Origin of the sequence: Hyphomonas sp. UBA4494 (assembly GCF_002388935.1) — a bacterium.
Taxonomy (GTDB): Bacteria; Pseudomonadota; Alphaproteobacteria; order Caulobacterales; family Hyphomonadaceae; genus Hyphomonas.
The window spans coordinates 86933-106450 of the sequence record NZ_DGNK01000022.1; the positions used below are offsets into that span (position 1 = coordinate 86933).

General features: G+C 59.9%; 22 protein-coding genes. 8 read left to right on the forward strand and 14 right to left on the reverse strand.

Going from position 1 to position 19518, the window contains the following annotated elements:
• Positions 1-104 precede the first annotated feature (104 nt).
• Positions 105-812 (forward strand): cell envelope integrity protein TolA, encoded by a 708-nt coding sequence (gene tolA, locus B2P82_RS17060; protein ID WP_414652026.1) that lies wholly within the window; start codon positions 105-107, stop codon positions 810-812.
• 27 nt (positions 813-839) lie between these two features.
• On the opposite strand, the gene B2P82_RS08545 is transcribed toward tolA, so the two are convergent.
• Positions 840-2324: a DUF2271 domain-containing protein gene (locus tag B2P82_RS08545; RefSeq protein WP_290496467.1), complete on the reverse strand. Its 1485-nt coding sequence runs from the start codon at positions 2322-2324 to the stop codon at positions 840-842.
• 161 nt (positions 2325-2485) lie between these two features.
• On the opposite strand from B2P82_RS08545, the gene B2P82_RS08550 reads away from it, so the two are divergent.
• Positions 2486-3283 (forward strand): DUF4198 domain-containing protein, encoded by a 798-nt coding sequence (locus tag B2P82_RS08550; RefSeq protein ID WP_290496469.1) that lies wholly within the window; start codon positions 2486-2488, stop codon positions 3281-3283.
• A 30-nt stretch (positions 3284-3313) separates the two neighbouring features.
• On the forward strand, positions 3314-3823 hold the full coding sequence (locus tag B2P82_RS08555) for an EF-hand domain-containing protein (RefSeq protein WP_290496472.1): 510 nt from the start codon (positions 3314-3316) through the stop codon (positions 3821-3823).
• Between the two features lie 360 nt (positions 3824-4183).
• Here the strand turns inward: B2P82_RS08555 and B2P82_RS08560 are convergent, their stop codons facing one another.
• The 4 genes from B2P82_RS08560 to guaA all read right to left on the reverse strand — a co-directional run bounded on the left by B2P82_RS08560 (position 4184) and on the right by guaA (position 8084).
• On the reverse strand, positions 4184-5575 hold the full coding sequence (locus B2P82_RS08560; RefSeq protein ID WP_290496474.1) for an alginate export family protein: 1392 nt from the start codon (positions 5573-5575) through the stop codon (positions 4184-4186).
• A gap of 45 nt (positions 5576-5620) precedes the next feature.
• A complete protein-coding gene (locus tag B2P82_RS08565; RefSeq protein WP_290496478.1) occupies positions 5621-6031 on the reverse strand; it encodes a hypothetical protein in 411 nt (136 codons plus the stop codon).
• Between the two features lie 75 nt (positions 6032-6106).
• Positions 6107-6442, reverse strand: a complete 336-nt coding sequence (locus B2P82_RS08570; protein WP_290496480.1) for an ArsR/SmtB family transcription factor — start codon at positions 6440-6442, stop codon at positions 6107-6109.
• Between the two features lie 100 nt (positions 6443-6542).
• Positions 6543-8084 (reverse strand): glutamine-hydrolyzing GMP synthase, encoded by a 1542-nt coding sequence (gene guaA, locus B2P82_RS08575; RefSeq protein WP_290496481.1) that lies wholly within the window; start codon positions 8082-8084, stop codon positions 6543-6545.
• Positions 8085-8182: 98 nt separating this feature from the next.
• Between guaA and B2P82_RS08580 the strand changes: the two genes are divergently transcribed.
• Positions 8183-9229, forward strand: coding sequence for an aspartyl/asparaginyl beta-hydroxylase domain-containing protein (locus B2P82_RS08580; RefSeq protein WP_290496482.1), 1047 nt, complete (start codon positions 8183-8185; stop codon positions 9227-9229).
• Between the two features lies 1 nt (position 9230).
• Here B2P82_RS08580 and B2P82_RS08585 read toward each other — a convergent pair whose 3' ends face one another.
• A complete protein-coding gene (locus tag B2P82_RS08585; protein WP_290496484.1) occupies positions 9231-10535 on the reverse strand; it encodes an RsmB/NOP family class I SAM-dependent RNA methyltransferase in 1305 nt (434 codons plus the stop codon).
• A gap of 72 nt (positions 10536-10607) precedes the next feature.
• Positions 10608-11510, reverse strand: coding sequence for an NAD(P)/FAD-dependent oxidoreductase (locus tag B2P82_RS08590; protein WP_290496486.1), 903 nt, complete (start codon positions 11508-11510; stop codon positions 10608-10610).
• A 94-nt stretch (positions 11511-11604) separates the two neighbouring features.
• Here B2P82_RS08590 and B2P82_RS08595 point away from each other — a divergent pair, with 94 nt between their 5' ends.
• Entirely contained in the window at positions 11605-12213 is a 609-nt protein-coding gene (locus B2P82_RS08595; protein ID WP_290496488.1) for a GNAT family N-acetyltransferase, read from the forward strand.
• Between the two features lie 63 nt (positions 12214-12276).
• Here B2P82_RS08595 and guaB read toward each other — a convergent pair whose 3' ends face one another.
• A complete protein-coding gene (gene guaB, locus B2P82_RS08600; protein WP_290496489.1) occupies positions 12277-13734 on the reverse strand; it encodes an IMP dehydrogenase in 1458 nt (485 codons plus the stop codon).
• Between the two features lie 73 nt (positions 13735-13807).
• Between guaB and B2P82_RS08605 the strand changes: the two genes are divergently transcribed.
• On the forward strand, positions 13808-14176 hold the full coding sequence (locus B2P82_RS08605) for a PrnB family protein (RefSeq protein ID WP_290496492.1): 369 nt from the start codon (positions 13808-13810) through the stop codon (positions 14174-14176).
• 1 nt (position 14177) lies between these two features.
• Here the strand turns inward: B2P82_RS08605 and B2P82_RS08610 are convergent, their stop codons facing one another.
• The gene (locus tag B2P82_RS08610; RefSeq protein ID WP_290479526.1) at positions 14178-14594 is read right to left on the reverse strand and encodes a hypothetical protein; all 417 of its coding nucleotides are present in this window, start codon (positions 14592-14594) and stop codon (positions 14178-14180) included.
• Positions 14591-15001 (reverse strand): GFA family protein, encoded by a 411-nt coding sequence (locus tag B2P82_RS08615; protein WP_290496495.1) that lies wholly within the window; start codon positions 14999-15001, stop codon positions 14591-14593. The genes B2P82_RS08610 and B2P82_RS08615 overlap by 4 nt, the downstream gene beginning before the upstream one ends.
• A gap of 140 nt (positions 15002-15141) precedes the next feature.
• On the opposite strand from B2P82_RS08615, the gene B2P82_RS08620 reads away from it, so the two are divergent.
• Positions 15142-15438 (forward strand): dodecin family protein, encoded by a 297-nt coding sequence (locus tag B2P82_RS08620; RefSeq protein ID WP_290496497.1) that lies wholly within the window; start codon positions 15142-15144, stop codon positions 15436-15438.
• Between the two features lie 13 nt (positions 15439-15451).
• On the opposite strand, the gene B2P82_RS08625 is transcribed toward B2P82_RS08620, so the two are convergent.
• Positions 15452-16159, reverse strand: coding sequence for an RlmE family RNA methyltransferase (locus tag B2P82_RS08625; protein WP_290496498.1), 708 nt, complete (start codon positions 16157-16159; stop codon positions 15452-15454).
• Complete coding sequence (locus B2P82_RS08630; protein ID WP_339798088.1) at positions 16149-17312, reverse strand: Ppx/GppA phosphatase family protein; 1164 nt, start codon at positions 17310-17312, stop codon at positions 16149-16151. The genes B2P82_RS08625 and B2P82_RS08630 overlap by 11 nt, the downstream gene beginning before the upstream one ends.
• A 144-nt stretch (positions 17313-17456) precedes the next feature.
• Here B2P82_RS08630 and hspQ point away from each other — a divergent pair, with 144 nt between their 5' ends.
• The gene (hspQ, locus tag B2P82_RS08635) at positions 17457-17786 is read left to right on the forward strand and encodes a heat shock protein HspQ (RefSeq protein ID WP_349677876.1); all 330 of its coding nucleotides are present in this window, start codon (positions 17457-17459) and stop codon (positions 17784-17786) included.
• 4 nt (positions 17787-17790) lie between these two features.
• On the opposite strand, the gene B2P82_RS08640 is transcribed toward hspQ, so the two are convergent.
• Together B2P82_RS08640 and rfaE2 are read right to left on the reverse strand one after the other, a co-directional pair.
• Positions 17791-17970: a hypothetical protein gene (locus tag B2P82_RS08640; RefSeq protein ID WP_206990593.1), complete on the reverse strand. Its 180-nt coding sequence runs from the start codon at positions 17968-17970 to the stop codon at positions 17791-17793.
• Positions 17967-19433 (reverse strand): D-glycero-beta-D-manno-heptose 1-phosphate adenylyltransferase, encoded by a 1467-nt coding sequence (rfaE2, locus tag B2P82_RS08645; RefSeq protein WP_290496501.1) that lies wholly within the window; start codon positions 19431-19433, stop codon positions 17967-17969. The genes B2P82_RS08640 and rfaE2 overlap by 4 nt, the downstream gene beginning before the upstream one ends.
• Between the last annotated feature and the right edge of the window lie 85 nt (positions 19434-19518).

Sequence of the window (19518 nt, forward strand, 5' to 3'; positions counted from 1 at the left end):
TGTCAGCAGCGGCAGCGGCCCACTTGAGTGTGTTGGCGTATACAGTCCCTCACGCTCCGCCGGCATTGGTGGCAGGAAACAGCTTCGGCGTGCAGTTTGGAACAATGGCCTCGTCGACAAATGCTTTCCAGCACGAAGCCCCGCCATCGGACGAACCTGAACCAAGCCCAGCACAATCAGAACAGCCGCCCGCCACCCGCTCCTCACCGTCACCTCAATCACCGGAGGCAGCCCCCAAAGTCGAGAAGACAGCTCCGGATGAGCCCAAATCCGAAACTCTCGTTGCAGACGCTGACCCGCTTTTGCCTGAAGAAAACACTGACGAGCCGGCCGTTGTAGACCGTCAAATTAAACCGGCAGCTCAGACAGCGCCAACCACGGCAGTTTCCTCTGCGACCTCAGCGGCACCCCAGACAGAACCCGCCGAGTACAAGCCAGCTGGCAACAACTCACACCGAAAAGCCAAAACGTCTGTCAATGCGAATAGTCCAGCTACCAAGGAATCTGGCGGCGACTCTGCTGCAAGCGCAAAGTCCCCAGCAGCAGGAAATTCGGAGCATTCGAACTATTCGGGAGAGGTGATGAGACACTTGTCCCAACTGCGTAGACCGCGCGCTTCCGGTCCCGGATCCGCTCATATTCGATTCACGGTTTCCCCTCGTGGTACGATCAAACACATTGAAGTCTCCCAAAGCTCTGGCTCATCCAGGTTTGATCGTCAGGCCTTGATCTTTGTGAAGAAAGCATCGCCATTTCCCGCTCCGCCAACTGGCATCAGCCACAGCTTTACCGTCGAGATTGAGGGGTCTTGAGGATATTCCGAGGGAACAACTTGAAAATCAGTCCGTCGAGCCAAACCGAACCGAAACGTGTCCAAGCTCATTCCCAGGCTCAATCTCGTGATTGAACGCATCAGCGGAAAGGGTGAAAGTAACGCTCTCATGCTGATGCTCGCCATGTTCGCGAGCAGCTTCAAGATGCAAGATGTACTCGCCTGGACCAACTGTGTGGCCATCATCTGTCCGGCCATCCCATACAAGTTTGTATTGTCCGGGGCGCCGGGTTGGACCTGAGATCGCATCGACAAGGCTCCCGGCCTTTCGGCCAAATCGTCGGTGCCAGTAATAGTTCTCCTCCATCCAGCGCGCTTGTTGACCGGCAAGCATGAGAATCCGCACCAAATTTCTGTCTTTGTCTGCAATCCATACCGCCACATAGGGGCGCTCATAGTCTGCAATATCTTGATCGGGAATCTCGAACTCAATGGAAAATTCATAGCCCGTCGGCCAGCTTGCCTCTATCTCGCTGGTCGCCTTCCCCTCAGGCTTCAAGCCACCCCAACCTGAAGTCTGATGATGTCTTTCATCCTCCGTCACGATCTCCGCTTCTACGCCCGGCAGACTCTCCACGAGATTCAATCCTCTCTTGAGGTCCATCACCAGGAGTGCCGTTGCAAGTGCGTCTGCGGTGATGGCATCTGACGCATAGACCGTCGCCGTGAGAGCGTGAAAGACTGGCCAGCCATCTGCGGGGGATATGACATGGCTATAGGGCTGCCCCCCAACCAAACGATCACGATGTCCCGAACCGCTTGTTGCGACTGCCCCTTCATTTATCTGCACACGGCCTTCTAACGCTGATCCGCCTTCTCCAAGCTCAGAGCCGCGGGTGATCGCGACGGCCCATTGTCCGTCTTGAGGGCCTGCGCCCCAGGTCCGTATGTCACCCCCAATGTTCATCAACAGTCCTGAGACCTTTGGGGACGCGGCAATGGCCGCCTCGACTGCCGTGTCCAGAATATACCCCTTTGCCAAAGAATCGGTAGCGAAAATCACCTCATCCGGTCGGTTGACGGTTCCCTTCCCTGCATCAATTTCAACGCTGGCGCGCCGTATCTCTCCAGCAGTTATTCGCATGGCGGGACGGTTTGGCAATTTGTTCTCACGTTCGGCGACGGCCCATGTATCGATCAAGCTGCCAATACGACAGCTCAGCGCATTCGACGTTTGCATCCGATAGGCTTCACAGCGCTCCAGTACACGAACCATATCGTCAGACACTGTCGTGTCGATGGAGCGATTTAGACGTGATATCTCGCTGGAGTTGTCATACGTGCTGAATACGCCGCGCAAACGTTCGATCTCCTTGAGAATCGCCTCCTCTGCCTTGTCGGCATCTATCTCTGAGGGGGCATTCACAACAATATCCAGGGACGTTCCGAGAACATGATCATGATGTCGTTTGAACATATCCGCCGTCGCGACACCGGGTAACATGGCCAGCAGAACGGATGTCAAAGCCATGCCTGACAAGGTCTTTCGCATCAAAATCTCCGTGGATTGAGCGTGCAGACGCGCTGTCTGCACTTAAAAGGCGCTGAGCACGACGGCCGCCGCAAAAATCAAAAATCTCTACTTGCAACTAAATCGCATTCTCAGTACATGCAAGTGATAATTATTCTCAATAACGTGACTGAGGGGTCTTTATGACAATTCTGAAATTTGGCGCAGCCGGAATCTTGTCGGCTACCACGCTTTGCGCAGCCGCTTACGCTCATACATCTTTTATGTATCCCAATGCATTCGTCACGACGGAAGGCGATCACGTCACTGTGCAGGCATCCTTTAGTGAGGACCCCTTCGTGCCAGAGATCGCCGTTCTTTCGGAGGACTATCATGTCATTCTTCCGGATGGCTCGCGGGAAGACTTCAAGACCCTAACCCAGTTGCGCCAGGTGGTTGTTCTTGAAAGTGATCTGGACACCGAGGGAACCTATCGATTTACCACCGGTGTCCGCTTGGGTCGAAAAAGCAAGAAGGCCCTTGTTGATGGTGAATGGCAGGCGGTTTTCGGACCCGATGCGGAAGTTCCTCAAAATACAACCGAGGTCATCACCAGTCAGACCGAAACGGTTGCTGACGTCTATGTGACGAAAGGAGCTTCCACGTGGGAGGCGGTCAACTTGCCAATCGGTCGCTTGCTTATCACGCCCGTCACCCACCCAAACGAGATTTATCTAGGAGAGGGATTTGAATTCAAGCTCCTCTTCGATGGCCAGCCGCTTGCTGGCCAATCTGTGGAAATCAAACGGCAGGGCGGAACTTATGAAACGCCGAAATACGAACGCCATGTAGAGGCAGATGACTCCGGAACCGTGAGCCTGTCTTTCGACAAGCCAGGCAAATACCTCCTCATGACCCGTCACGCGGTGGACGCGCCAGAAGGCGCAGAGACTGATGAACGCAGCTACACAACCTCCCTGACTTTCGAAGTTGCTCGGTAAAAACCCTTCCACCAGAACGGAAACCCAAACATGAAATCCATTTACCCGGTCTTGTTGACCCTGGCGCTCGCGCCTCTCGCCGCGTGTGCCACCCATGACACCAAAGCGTCGGCTGAAGCCGAGACTGCAAGCGCGACCGTAGTCACGCCTGAGTCCGAAACTCCACGTCGTTCCGCTGACGGACATAGCAAGGATGCATTCTTCCAAAAGTATGACCTCGATGGAGATGGGCAAGTCACCGAAGCCGAATTCATGTCAGAGCGCGCGAACGGCTATCTCAGACGCGATGCCAACGGAGACGGAAATGTCCAGTCTGAAGAATATGTTTCCGAGTATGAAACCCGCTTGCTCGAGCAACTTGAGGCACAGCGCAAACGCCAAATCGACCAGGCAGATTTCCGGTTTACCGTGCTTGACACAGACGAAGATGGAAATCTCTCGCTCGACGAATTCCACGCCTCCGGCAAGCGCATGTTCTCGACCCTCGACACGAACAAGGACGGATCGGTCGACGATCTGGACAACAAAGATAATTACTAGTCCAGACAGTGCTGAACAAAAACAACCAACCCTCTTGCTGGAATCCAATGGAAGGAGGCGCCTGCCCCCTTCCATTGGATGGCATCCTGACGATTTCCTATTTCGAGACCCGCAATCGCTTGAATTCGCCATCGTCTGAATCGTAACCGGGTCGATCCGCCGTCGAAATTGACGCAAATCCACACCGAGGAATGTATTGCGACCAACTTCTGCACACTCGGTACCCGCCAGACGCAAACATCCCGCGAGCTTGAAGTCCTAGAATAAAAACATACCGAAGACATTTACATGCATGCTGACCCGATGGGAGCGCTTCCCGGACGACGAGATAGCATTCAAATCTGTCCAGGATGGCTCCCTCTAGAAGGTAAAGGTAAGTTGTGCGTATCCGAACAGTGTCTCGTCCCCATCTGGACCACCCGGTACGTCTTTGGCAAATTCGCCATAGATCAGGGCGGAGGCACCGAGTTCCAGGCGGAGACTGTCCGGCAGCACCCAGTAGCGTGCCCGCCCGTCCAGCGTGTGTCCGATGAAATCGCCGGATTGGCCGGACGGATCCCGCAGCTTGGCAATGACCCAGCTGTCAGTCTTCGACGCCAGATGCGCCGCATGATAGTAGAAACGGGCGTCCCATCGGGCATTCGGTTTCACTTCCACCCGAAAGCCCGGCGCATTCAAATTGGCGGTAGTCAGAGGCCCGTGAATGCTGGTATTGTTGAGATCGGTCCGCCGGGACCCGAACAGGCGCTCATGCTGGTCGTAATTGAGGTCAAACGGGTCCTCGTCGCCGCTGGCATGATAATATTCCAACGCAAAGCGCGGCTGCCACGGCATATCAAACGTATACCCGAACGCCGCAAACAGCATGGACGCTTCCACCTCAAGGCTTTGCGTGTCCGATGGATCGTTTGAGGCGTAGCGGCTGCCGCGTCTCAGGGCGCCCTCAAGGTCAATGTCCCACTGTCCGGAAACAGGCTTCCGGTAGAGACGAAAGCCCGGCGCGAAATAGTACCGGTCAGGCGTCGGGAAGTCGCCGGAATCCCGCTCTTCCAGTCCGTAGGCGAACACTTCGCCCCAGAGGCCCGGCGCCAAAGCCGGCAAGATATCCGCGCGGCGATAATGCACGCCCCAGATGCGCCGCTCCCACTGTTCCTCATCCCCTGAAAGTTCATTGTCATCCAGCGCAGGCCGCGCATCCGGATAGCGCGCGGTCGGCACGACATAGACCAGATGGAGTTCGTCCCCGCGCTCAGCCGTGGAGACGAAATGCGCGCCGGTATAGCTCTTGATGACATTGGCAAAATCAACGCGCTCGATCTGGCGTTTCGAGCCGATGGAGACCGTCTGCCGCCCAAGGGTCAGCTTGCTGGACGAGCCCTCCCCGAAGACGCCCGGCAACTCGTCGATACGGGCATATAGCTGGAGAAGGTCTAGCGGATTGGCGATGCTGCTGGAGAGCGGCGTGCCGGTATCGGCCAGATAGGTCCGGCTGTCCTGTATCTCGACCCCGAAAGAGATCGGCCCGGTGTCTGCTTCAGCCAGCAATAGGCTGCGGAACAGCAGCAATTGGTCGCCGCCCTCACCGCCGGCCCGAAACTGCCCCTGCAGCGTCTCATAGCGGACGCGGGTCTCTCCCTTGAGCGTCAGCCAGGCCGGAGTGTCTACGGCATCCCTGAGCCGAAAAGCCTCCTCCGCCTCGGCAACAGAGCATATGTGCGCCATCAGCGCGAAGGCCCACAAAATTCGTCGCATATTCTCTCCCGCTTCGCGCCCGAGTCACGTTGCGGTTCTAAAACATTATTTGACCGAGAATTGAAGTGTTCCGCTGGTCTCAGCTGGAAGAATTGTCTGGCAAATCCCGCTTTCAAACGCGCCGAACGGGCATACCAGGCCTTCCTCCATCAGTTTCAAGGTGACCGGCGAGGCCCCGGTCTGATAGGTACACGCGGCGTTTGAGACATCGCGCACAAACAACATGTCCGTACTGGTTGACCCTCGCCCCTTCACGCTGGCATTCGCCTCACCCCGTCCGGTGACCGCGACACAGTCGATATCCCAGTGTCCAGAGCCGCTTGCGCGCAGCTCCAGGTCACCGGTTTTGGGAGAAGTTTCGGTCGGCGCCCGGACCGAGTCCGGTGCGCCCGCGCAGGCCGCCAGTCCCATACCGGTCAAAGCGATTATAGCGTACGTCCTCAGTCCAGTTCGCATGTCATCCTCCCGTGCGACTCTGGGAAGACCTTAGCGCTATACAGACTTTATTTCAATATTCTACCGAATATTGATTTAACAATTTATCTTCGATTTCCTGGCGAGCGGATCACACACTTCCGGATGACCGTGACAGCAATTGTCGACAAGCACCGAGAGCAACTGGTTCACGCCGTCAATCCTGGCCGTATAGATCATCCGGCGCCCGTCACGCGCGACGCTGACCAGCCCGGAATTCACCAATATGTTGAGATGTCCCGACAGCTTGTTAGGCGCTACGTCCAGATGTTCGGCAATGGCGCCTGCCTGCAAACCGTCCGGCCCCGCCTCCATGAGCGCCCGAAACGTCAGCAACCGGGTCTCCTGTCCAAGCGCGGAGAGCTGTTTCAGCGTGTCGGTCAGATCAGTCATACGGGCGATTCTACTGCGTTTGGGCCGCGTGTACAGAGCGGCGTGAAATTGGACTTTCAGGGCCACAGGCCGGCAACAGCCGGCACCCAGGGCAAAGTCACTATTCCCACTCGATCGTGCCGGGTGGCTTTGAGGTCACGTCATAGACGACGCGGTTGACGCCTTTTACCTCATTGATGATGCGGGTCGCGACACGGCCGAGGAAGTCGTGCTCGTACGGATAATAGTCCGCCGTCATACCATCCGTCGAGGTCACCGCGCGCAGGGCCAGCACGGCCTCATAGGTGCGTTCGTCCCCCATCACGCCGACCGTGTTGACCGGCAGCAAAACGCTGAAGGCCTGCCAGATTTCGTCGTACAGTCCCGCCTTGCGGATCTCGTCGATATAGATCGCGTCCGCCTTGCGCAGCGTGTCGGCCTTCTCGCGCGTGATCTCGCCGGGAATGCGGATCGCGAGACCCGGTCCGGGGAATGGGTGCCGCCCGATAAAGCTCTCCGGCAAGCCCAACTCACGGCCCAGCGCGCGCACTTCATCCTTGAACAACTCACGCAGCGGCTCGACCAGTTTCATGTTCATGCGTTCCGGCAAGCCGCCGACATTGTGGTGGCTCTTGATCGNNGAGACGCTTTCGATCACATCCGGATAGAGCGTGCCCTGCGCGAGGAAATCCGCGCCGCCGATCTTCTTGGCTTCCTCGTCGAACACGTCGATGAACAGGCCGCCAATGATCTTGCGCTTGCGCTCAGGGTCGGACACACCTTCCAGCTTGCCGAGGAACAGGTCCGATGCGTCCACATGAACCAGTGGGATATTGTAATGCTCGCGGAACAGCGTCACCACCTGCTCGCTCTCGCCCTGCCGCATCAATCCGTGGTCAACATAAACACAGGTCAGCTGGTCGCCGATAGCTTCATGGATCAACACAGCGGCGACCGAGGAATCCACCCCGCCCGACAGGCCACAGATCACCCGGCCCTTGCCGACCTGCTCACGGATCTTCTCGATGGCTTCGGCCCGGTAGGCAGCCATTGTCCAGTCGCCCTTCAGGCCCGCGACGCCATGCGTGAAATTGCGCAGCAATTCACGCCCATGCACTGTATGAACGACTTCCGGATGAAATTGCGTTCCATAGAATTTGCGCTCGGGATCGGAGATGATCGCATAGGGCGCGCCCGGTGATTTCGCGATCACGCCGAAACCCGGTGCCATATCGGCGACATGGTCGCCATGGCTCATCCAGACTTGCTCGCTATCACCTGAATGGAACAGGTCTGACAGGATAGGGTCGTCCACGACCTTCTCGATGAAAGCCCGGCCGAATTCACGGCTCGTGCCGCTTTCTACCTTGCCGCCCAGTTGCTGCATCATGACCTGCTGGCCGTAACAGATGCCAAGCACCGGCACGCCGAGCTCAAAAATGGCATCATCGGCGCGCGGGCTGTCGTCCCATGTCACGCTGGACGGTCCGCCCGACAGGATCACGGCCTGCGGATCATACTCGCCGAGAAACGCCGCATCGACCTTGTTGAAAGGGTGGATTTCACAATAGACGCCGCTCTCGCGCAGGCGTCGTGCGATCAGTTGCGTCACCTGGCTGCCGAAATCGACGATGAGGGCGCGTTCGTGTCTCTGCTCAGTCATGGCGCCCGATAGCCGAGCTTGAGGGATTCGTCCACAGGCTACGGGCGGTTCCCGCGTCACTATTGACGCTGCGCCCGAAACTGGACGACGATCAGGTCATGACTGACACGACTTCACTCAGCCAATTGAAACAGGCTGCCCTCGACCGGGCCCGCGCCGGAGACTGGAACGGGGCCGCCGACACGCTGCACACCGTGCTGGCACAATCCCCGAACGATCTTGGCAGCCTGCTCCTGCTCGGCGATGTCAGCCATTCGGGCGGCAACAGCCAGGCCGCCAGTGACGGGTATCGCGCCGCACTCGCCCTCGCCGCCCAGATGCCGAACCTTCCCGCTACGGTTCAGGCCGGCCTGCAGCGCGCCCAGAGCCGGCTCGCCGATTATGCCTCGGACTATGCCGCCCGGCTGGACGGTCTGATCCCGCCTTCCGAACGCTCGGTCCGGTTCAACCAGTCCCTCGATATCCTGCTTGGACGCCAGCCCGTCTATCTTCAGGAACCGCGCCGCTATTATTTCCCCGGCCTGCCCCAGATCCAGTTCTACGACACGGCTCAGTTCGACTGGGTGCAGGATATGGAAGACAGAACCCCTGACATACAGGCCGAACTCCGCACCGTCCTCGCCGAGGACCAGGCGAGCTTCCGTCCCTATATCGAGCGCGGCGCAGGCCATCTTGGCGGACAGGACCATCACCTGCTCGACAATACAGACTGGAGCGCCTTCTATCTCTGGAAAGACGGGCAGAAGATCGAAGCCAACTGCGCCCGTTGCCCGATCACCACGGCCGCGCTGGAACGCGTCCCGCTTGATTTCGCAGACGGCAAGTGCCCATCCGTCCTGTTTTCGGTCCTGAAGCCCGGCGCGCGCATCCCGCCGCACAATGGCATGGTGAACACGCGCCTGATCTGCCACCTGCCGCTGATCGTGCCCGGCCCGGCCTGGCTACGCGTCGGCAGTGAGACGCATCACTGGCAGGAAGGGCGCATGGTCATCTTCGACGACACGATCGAGCATGAAGCGAAGAACGAAGCGGACGAGACCCGCATCGTGCTCCTGTTTGACGTCTGGCGGCCCGAACTGAGCGACCAGGAACGGCGCGAAGTTGCCACCTTGCTGGGGGCGATCGACAGTTTCAGCGAGAGCTGACCTAGGCCCGCCGCAAGACCGCAAAGAAGAAGCCATCCGTGCCGGCCCGGCGCGGGGTCAGGCGCACGCAGCCGGTGGGGCCGCGATATTTGCGAACGAGTGCTGCGCCATCGTCGGTCAGCAAACCGGAAGCAATGGCAGACTCGGCCGCGTCTTCCTCGGAGAACTCGGAATGCGCCGACAGGAACTTCGCTACTCGGTCCTCGTCTTCTTCCATCAGGAAAGAGCAAGTCGCATAGAGCAGCCGTCCGCCCGGCTTCACATAGGCGCTCGCGGCGGCGAGGATCTCGTCCTGCTCGCCCATGCGCTTTTCAAGCTGGCGTTCTTTCAGCCGCCACTTGGCGTCCGGACGCCGACGCCATGTGCCGGTCCCCGTGCAGGGCGCATCCACGAAAACGAGGTCCATCTGATCGGATAGGTCTTCCAGCTGAGTCGGCTCGCTCGGATGCACCAGTTGCACATTGTGTGCGCCGGAACGTTTGAGGCGCGGGATCAGCGCCGACAGACGCCGCCCGTCAATGTCATAGGCAAATATCTGGCCTTTGCCCTGCATCTGCGCGGCCATGGCCAGCGTCTTGCCGCCACCCCCTGCGCAATAATCCATGACTTGCTCGCCCGGCTGGGCATTCGCCGCTGCAGACGCGATCTGGCTGCCCGCATCCTGCACTTCGACCCAGCCCTTGGAATAGGCCGGAATGCTCTCCAGAGAGGCTTCGCGCTCGCTCGGGTCGCGGGCGGGAATATTGAACGCGTTGAGCAATAGCGGCGATGCTTCGGCTTTCGCGCTGCGCAGCGGCTGGGACGCTTTCTCTGCGTCCACTTTCAGCGTGTTGACGCGAAGGTCCACATCGGCGCGCACGGCCATTGCCTGTGCCTCGACAGCGGCTTCCTCGCCGAACACACGCGCCATCATCGGCGCCATCCATTCGGGATAGTCGCCTTGTACATGCGGCGGCGCGACCGGGTCAGGGGCCATGACGAGGCGTTCGCGCTCCTGCAGGGTCAGCTTGGAGGGCGCATGGTCTTCATCCATGGCCGAGTCGATTTCCTTGATGTTCCAGCCCCAGGCATGTGCCAACGCGCCGAGGATCAGGCCGCGCGGACTGTCATCGCCCATCGCATGCGCAATCGAATTGCGCTTGCGCAGCGCGTCCAGCACGAGGCCGCTGACCCATGCCCGGTCTTTCGATCCGGCATAGCGCGCGCGCTTGCCCCAGTCCCGCGCAGCCGATTTCACCGGCTGGTGCCGGGTCAGCACGTCGTTCAGCACGTCTATTGCCGCTGCGATGCGTCCGCCATTGCGCATGGGATTTGCCCCTCAAGTCTCTGCAAACCGCCCTGTTACCCCGCAAAATGGGCAAGGGAAACCGGCAATAGCTTAACCGGCGGTCTGAATCACATGCGCCGCCATGGCGCGGCCACTCTCGACCGCATCACTCCCGAGCGGTCCGAGCGCCCAATCTCCGCCGGCGATCAGCCGTCCATCGGCACTCGCGGCAAAAGGCATCCCGAGCGGCGTGCGCACGCGTGCATACCGCCAGCGATGGGCGGCCAGGTAGTCAGGTTCGCCAGGCAAATCCACCTGCTCCCGGACGGCTTCCAGCAACCGCGCCGCCGCGTAATCCTTTTCCAGTTCCAGATTCTTTGCGCTCCAATCCGGGCTCGCATGCACTGTCCAGCGTTCTAGGCCCGTCTGGCCCGGCTTTGCCAGCATGGGGATCGCTTTTGCAAGCGCACCGTCCAGCGTGAGAACCTCCTGCTCCAGCCCGGTCGGGTCTGCAAAGGCCATCAACAGCGTCCAGAGCGGCGACATGCCTGCCTTGGCGATCTGTGCTGATAGCGTGGCATCCGCCGCAGTGAGCGTTGCAGCCTGTATGGGCGGAGCCGTCACGATCACCCGGTCGAAGACACCCAGACCTACGCCCTGCTGGTCGCTCAGCCTCCAACCATGTTCCGCGCGGATCAGCGGCTGAACTTCCACTGATTTGCGAATATCCAGTCCGCCAGACATAGCACGGGCGAGCGCGCTCATGCCGGGCAGCCCCGTCTGGCACATCTTGACCGGTGCGGTGTGCCAAACCTCACCGCCGCCCGGCACGCTGGCTGGAACCCCAGGTGCACCATGGTCAATCGGCCCGAAATCTGTGCGCCGCGTCGCCAGACGACCGCCCAGTCCGCGGCTCTTCTCGAATATGACCGGCGTCATATCCGCCTCCGCCAATGCCCGTCCGGCGGCGAGCCCAGCCAGTCCTGCCCCGATGATTGCGATCCTGTCCGTCATGCTGATTCCCTGTATCAATTACAGTTCAAGCTAGGGCGCGGTCTGGCCAAGTCCCGTAAATAGTGGCTGGATAGCGTGGCTGGAGAGGTAATCGATGCTCAAACTGGACCTGCCACCGCAGGTGACAACTGCAAGCCCGGCTGACTGGCGACAGATCGGCGACATCACGGCTGAAGCGTTTTCCGAAGATCCCATCAATCGCTGGATATTCGGCACCGACGCCGCCATCCGGGCCACCTTCCGACAACTGGCGCGAGACATGTATCTTCCTGAGGGTATCTGCCACCAGATTGGCGATGATGCCGCCACGATGTGGGCCTTGTCCGAAACGCGGCATGGCCTGACATCATTCCAGACCTTCCGGCTGGTCCTTTCGCTTCTCAGCAAAGGATCAAAAGGCACCGTGAAACGGGCGCTGAAGGCCGGCGAGATCATGCAGCAATATCATCCGACCGAACGCCACCTCTACCTCTTCACAATCGGCACACGGAAGGCTGCGCGTGGCAAAGGCCTCGGCAAGACGATATTGCGCCCCATGCTGGACGCCGCCGACCGCGCGGGCCTGCCCTGCTATCTGGAAAACTCGAACCCCGCCAATTCCGGCTTCTATATGAGCCACGGCTTCGAACGCATGAAACTGTTCGAGGTCGGAGAAGGCTCACCGCAGATGGAAGCTATGTGGCGGGCCCCATTGGTTCAATGAGGGTCTCATCCTGAGCGAAGTCGAAGGACGAGGCCCGACTCGCATCAAGCCCGCCCAATCGGCCTACCCCCTGCTCAGCGAATAATTCGGGCTTTCCCGCGTCATCTGCACGTCGTGGACGTGGCTTTCCTGCAGGCCCGCGCCGGTGATCTGGACGAATTCGGCCTTCTCGTGCAGCTCGTCGATCGTCTTGGCGCCGACATAGCCCATCGCCGCGCGCAGGCCGCCAACCATCTGGTGAATGATCGGACCGAGCGGGCCCTTGAACGGCACCTGGCCTTCAATGCCTTCCGGCACCAGCTTCTCCTGCGCGGCGTCCTTCTGGAAATAGCGGTCGGCCGAGCCGCGCGCCATTGCGCCGAGGCTGCCCATGCCGCGATAGGCCTTGTACGAACGACCCTGGTAGAGGAACACTTCGCCCGGCGCTTCCTCGGTGCCAGCGAACATGGAGCCCATCATCGCGGTCGAGGCCCCAGCGGCCAGCGCCTTGGCAAAATCGCCCGAGAATTTGATGCCGCCATCGGCAATCACCGGCACGCCACTCGCCTGCGCAGCGTTCGCGCACGCCTCGATGGCCGTCAATTGCGGCACGCCAACTCCGGCCACGATCCGCGTCGTACAGATCGAGCCCGGCCCGATGCCGACCTTCACCGCATCCGCGCCCGCATTGATCAGCGCCTTGGTCGCCTCGGCCGTCGCCACGTTCCCGGCAATGATCTGGACGGAATTGGAAATCTTCTTCGCGCGCTCCACCGCCTGCGCGACAGAGATCGAATGGCCATGCGCGGTGTCAATGATGACACAATCCACGCCCGCCGCGATCAGAGCTTCGGTGCGCTCGAACCCGGCATCGCCCACGGTCGAGGCCGCCGCGACGCGCAAGCGCCCGGCGGCGTCCTTGGCGGCGTTCGGGTTCACGGCCGCCTTGTCCATGTCTTTCACGGTCAGCAGGCCGACGCAGCGATTATCGTCATCCACGATGACCAGACGCTCGATCCGATGCTTGTGTAACAGGCGCCGGGCTTCTTCGTTCGGCGTGTCCATTTTCACGGTCACGACCTCTTTCGTCATCAGGTTTGCCACCGATTCCGAGACATCGTCGGCAAAACGTGTGTCGCGATTGGTGATGATGCCGACCACCTTGCCGCTCTTGTCCACGACCGGCACGCCGGAAAACCCGGTGCGCTGTTTAAGCTCAACCAGATCGCCAAGGCTCGCACTCGGCGAGATCGTGACGGGATTCATCACCACGCCGCTCTCATATTTCTTCACCATGGCCACTTCACCGGCCTGCTGTTCGATTGAGAGATTGCGGTGGATCACACCAATCCCGCCGGACTGCGCCATGGCAATCGCCAGGCGCGCCTCGGTCACCGTGTCCATCGCCGCCGAAATCAGCGGAATGTTCAGCGGAATGGCTTTGGTCAGGAAGGTGGAGACGTTGACGTCAGCGGGCATGACCTCGCTGGCCCCGGGCTGGAGCAGCACGTCGTCGAAGGTAATGGCTTGCCGGATTTTCATGTGGGGAGCTCCCTTTTTGGCCCAATAAGGGAGTCGCGAGCCTTTGTGAAGTCCCCTCCTGAAAATCCCTGCAATGTGCGAGCTTTTCGCAGAATATAGCCTCAGCTTCGACCGAGGTTTCCTGTCATCTTTCGATCCAGCCAATGTGACCCTGCCGGAATTTCTTCATCCGGTCCGCGATGTCGCGCTGGCCTTGCCGCGCATTCTGCGAACAGGTCGCGTCCGCGCCCATCTCCAATCCCTGCCCGCCTGTCTTGCCGTGCCGATCTGGCAGATCGGAAAGGCCACCGGCCAGCCGCCCCTGTTGCCCCATTCCAGCTACACGCTGGAAAATTGGGGCCGGTTCGACCCTACGGGCCCGATTGATCTTTCCAATATATATACGATCCAGCATTTCGACGGCGGCCTCGACGAAGCGCAGGCGCACCTTCTTCCCGTGTAAGCTAGTCTACGCAGAGCGCCGGTGTCGCGCGTCCATTTTCGACGGTGGCATAGCATCCGAAGGGGCTGTCAGTCGCTTGGCACTTGCCCGTAACAGGCTTGCCGGCTTCTGGCATGTCGTCGCCGAGGCTGAGACGGCACTGGCCAATGCAATCGGCATTGTCCGCACACGCCTTTCCGGCGTCTTCGAAGGGCTGAATGCACTGTTCCCACCCCCGCATGCCGTCACGCGCGACGCGACCGCCTGCGGATTCACATGCGGCACGTTCGGCCCCTGTGGCCTTTTCTCCCGCGAACTGGATCTTTTCATAAGGGTCCGCCCCCGACCCATACACGCCGTCGCTGGAATAGACATCCTGCAGATAGGCACAGCCCGACACTACTGCACCTGCGAGTATGATGGAAATTATCCTGATCATTGGCCCGGAAACCTTTCAAATCTGGCGATATCGTCTGGAACATGATGGAAGCTCTGCGCATCCGCAACCTGCATGGCCATTTGGGCCGCACCGAACACGGATGGATCATCCAGTGTGCCGACTTTCAGGATCACCGCCTGCGGCAGTGAGGGGGATCGCGTTGCGATATGCGTTCCGCAATCGGAGCAAAATTCGCGTAGCGCTCCACGTTCCAGATCTGCCCGGCGATATCCTTTTGGCGTGCCGAGCGTGTAACGGAACTCCGCAGTTGGCATCGCCATGATCGTATTGGCCTGCCCACCCGTGAAGTATTGGCATTCCCGGCAATGGCAACTTGCCTTCATGATCGCATCGCCTCCCGCCTCATACCGGATCGCGCCGCAATAACATCCACCTTTGATGGCCATTAACTTTCTCCCTGACTCGCTGACGGATAGTGGAGCGGACACAAATCTAAAGCAATACAAGGTTTTTTCGGAACAATTACTCTGGTCTTGCATAGTACTTGCAAGAGAACCCACAAAACGCAGAAGCAAGTTGTTAACCTATGGCAAGCGCCCACGCTCCTCTACGCCGCATCGTCGGCCTGTCACCGATTTCGGTGGACGACGCGATTGATCGGGCCCTGGTTCAGGCGCGCGATCTCTTTGGGGAACCAGACTGGTTCGAAGTCTCGACCGCCCGTGGCTTCATCAGCAAGGGACAAGTCACCCATTACGAAGTGTCGGTCGAATTGGGCTATGAATCCAAGCCCAAGAAATCCGAAAAAGACGCTTATCTGAATTCCGTTCTCTCCAGACGCCCCAACCGCCGCGTACGGAATACAATCGATTGGCGGCTCTGATAGCGCCCTTGAATTAACCCTTGAATCCCTTTGCCACCACGAAAATTTCGGGACTTCCGGCCCGGCTTGATGGCGGTTTGATATGGCGTACTGTCTTGAAATGCGCCTTCAACGTGTCCAGCACATCCTTCGTCGCGCCACCCTGAAACACTTTCGAACAGAATGTGCCGCCCGGCGCGAGATGTTCAATGGCGAACGCGACCGCCATCTCGACCAAAGCGACGGTCCGCAAATGATCGGTCTGCTTGTGCCCCGTCGTGTTCGCCGCCATGTCGGACAGGACAAGGTCAACCGGTCCAGTCAGCCCTTCCAGCAAGGCCGCAACATCTTCCGGCTCATTCACATCGCCTTCAATGATATGCGCACCTTCAATCGGCTCCACCGGCAAGAGGTCAATGCCCGCCACTTCCAGCGCGCCCTTCTTCAGCGCGACCTGCATCCAGCCGCCGGGCGCACAGCCCAGGTCAACAACGCGCTGACCCTTGCGCAGCAGGTCCAGCTTTTCATTTATCTCAAGTAGTTTGTAGGCCGCGCGGGCCCGATAGCCCTCTTCCTTGGCCTTGCGCACATAGGGATCCTGCAGCTGTCGTTCGATCCAGCGTTTGGAACTTTCATTTTTCGCACGATGCGCCGTGACCTTGCGCTCAGTCATCTGGCGACCGGACGTGTTCTTGCTTTCCTTGCCGGGGCCTTTCCAGCGGCGCTTTCCATCATCCGTCATTGCCGGCCTCCGCTGCCGAATGGGTTTGAGGCGTGTTGCCGCCTTCGCGCCGTTTGCGCCCGCCTCTGCGACGACGCCGCGCGGGCTTCTGGCCATACATCATGCTGAGCAGCAGGCCTTCCCTCAGGCCACGGTCGCCAACCCGCAAACGCCCCGCCGGATAGGCCCGCCAAAGCGCGTCCAGAATAGCACAGCCCGCCAGCATCAGTCCTGCGCGCTCTTCACCAATCGTCGGCAGGGCCGCCCGTCCGTCCGGTCCGGCTTCACGCAGCATGTTCAGCACTTTTTCGCCCGAGGTCCGGCTCATCCACGTCCCGTCCACCTTGTCACGGCGATAGCGGTCGAGCTTCAGATGTACGCCCGCCAGGCAGGTCACTGTCCCGGACGTGCCGATCAGGTGCGCCCCTCTCAGACCCATCGCCGATCGGATCGCCTGTGTGCCTTGCCAAGCTTCAATAACTTCTCCGGCATGATCCAGCATTGCCTGATAGGCTTCTGCGTCCGGCAGATGAGCAAAGGCTTCGGTCAGGGTCACGACGCCCAGCGGCAGGCTGGTCCAGTTCTGGATGGGCGCACGCTGGATCAGGCCGTTCAGGCCATTGGCCCGCGCCAGTTCGGCGTTCAGCCACGACAATTCCGTCGACCCGCCGCCAATATCCACCACCAGCACGGACGGTGCATCATCGCCAATCAGGTCATGACACCCGATACTGGCAAGGCGCGCTTCTTCCTTTGCGCCAATGATCTTGAAGGTCAGGCCGGTCTCGTCGTGCACCCTCTGGATGAAATCCGGACCATTCTCTGCCTTTCGGCAAGCCTCGGTCGCGATACAGCGAACCTTGCCGACTCCATGCGTCTTGAGCTTCCCGCGGATCGCATTCAGCGCATCCATCGCGCGTTCTATCGAAGCTTCGGACAGCCGACCGGTTTCGTGCAATCCCTCACCCAAACGGGCAATTTGGGAGTGCGAATCAACCACACGGAAAGTTTTTCCGTGTGGAGTGGCCACCAGGAGGCGGCAATTATTGGTTCCAAGGTCCACGGCCGCATAGAGGTCCGAGGCCCTGGCTGGACGCGGTCGGCCGCGTTTTCCGCGCCGTACCGCTGATTTTTTTTCAGCCATAGTGTGGCCCAAGTTTTTCAGTTGATGCATGGTGTATCACAGGAGTGGGAAATGACCAGACGCGCATCGCTCTTGGGAAAGCTGCTAGGCAGCGTGGGAATCGGTCGCCGTAAGGTTGCCGACGACGCGCTGCTGCTCGACAAACCCCTCGACCGTGACCAGCGTTATAACGACATCACCCCCCTGCTCGCAAAGTTCCAGATCGGCCAGGTTGTGCGCCACCGCCACTTCCCCTTTCGCGGCATTATTTTCGATGTAGACCCCGTCTTCGCCAACACTGATGAATGGTATGAATCCATTCCTGAAGAAGTGCGTCCGTCAAAAGACCAGCCCTTCTATCATTTGTTCGCCGAGAACGAGCGCACACATTACGTCGCCTATGTCTCGGAACAGAACCTGGTGATTGACGATTCCGACACACCGCTGAGCCATCCGGACATCCAGGAATGGTTCAACGAAACCGGACGCGGGCGCTATGAGCTCAAAAAGGGCGTCGCCAACTGACGCGCTAGTTCGGCAGCCCTTCAGGAGCTTCACCCGTCAGGCAGGCGATCACCGCGTCCCAGTGCGCCAATGCCTCGACATCACCCTGCGCAGCCACTTCCGCTGCACGCAGCGTGGCAATCACTTCTGCGTCTTCGCCATATTGTTTGAGCAATTGGGCGGCTGTTTGCGCAGCCGGGCTCATTCTGTCTTGGACTGCGCCCGAGCAATCGCCGCCGTGGTCGACTGTCCATCCACCAACGGCACGATATGAACCGTCCCGCCGCGTGCCTGCACTGTGTCAGCGCCAACGATCGTATCGATGGAATAATCCCCGCCCTTGACCAGCAAGTCCGGCTGCAACGCCTCGATCAGCGCGCCCGGCGTGTCTTCCTCGAAAACAACGACCGCATCCACGGCCATCAGGCCCGACAGGACCCGCGCGCGGGAGTCAGCGTCATTGACCGGCCGCGTCGGTCCTTTCAGGCGCGATACGGACGCATCCGAGTTCAGGCCAACCACCAGACGCCCACACCGCGACTTGGCCTCTTCCAGAACTCGCAAATGCCCCGGATGGAGGATGTCGAAACAGCCATTCGTGAAGCCGACGGTCAGCCCGGAATCCCGCCAGGAAGCGACCTGTGCCCTCGCTGCGTCGAGCGTCAAATAGCTGACGCCGCCATTGCGCAGACCCATCTGCAACGCCGTGATCATCTCATCCGCAGAGACCGTAGCCGTGCCCGCCTTGCCGACGGCAATGCCGGACGCCGTGATCGCCAGGCTGACCGCATCCGCCACCGAGCCGCCGCCTGCCAGACCCAGCGCCAGCGCCGCAATGCTCGTATCGCCCGCGCCGGACACGTCATACACTTCGCGCGCCTGCCCGCTCAGATGCACGGCCGGCTCGCCCTCGATGGCATAGGACATGCCCTTTGCGGCCCGCGTCACGACTATGGATTTGGCCAACAGCAAGGTCTGCGCAGCCGTCAGGGCCTCACCGACATCCTGATCCGTTTCCACCCTCAGCCCCATGGCTGCGGCCAACTCGCTGGCATTCGGCTTGAGCAAGTCCACCGCGCCATAGCGCGTGAAATCGCGGCCTTTCGGATCGGCAATCACCGGAATGCCGTATTGATCGCCGGCCGCCAGCGCAGCTGCAATGACGCCATCCGTCACCGCGCCCTTGGCATAATCGGACAGGATGATCACGCTTGCTTCATTCGCCTCGTCGGCAATTGAGGCAATCAGCTCGGCTTCCGGGCTCGGCCCGATGGGGCTGGTATCTTCCGCGTCCACGCGCAGCAATTGCTGTCCCCCGGCGACAAAGCGCGTCTTCAGCGTGGTTGACCGGTCGCGCATCGCGATCAAATCGGCATCAACGCCCTCAATGTCTCCCAGCAGCGCGGCCAGTTCCCGGCCTTCGCCATCATCCCCGACAACCCCGATAAGCGAGACCGACAAGCCGAGCGAAGCAAGGTTGCGGGCCACATTTCCCGCACCGCCCGGCATCGCCGCTTCGCGAGTGCGCCGCATGATCGGCACAGGTGCTTCGGGGGATATGCGGGTGACGCCGCCATAGATAAACCGGTCCAGCATGACATCGCCAACACAGACAACACGCTTGCCCGCAGCGGCGTGGATGAGACCCGGAAGATGTGTGCCTGACATTTCGGTTACACTCCGCTGGGGCGTATGATTCTTTTGAACATCGAAAGGGTATACCGCCCCAATTGCAGGCGCGGAAGACCAAGGC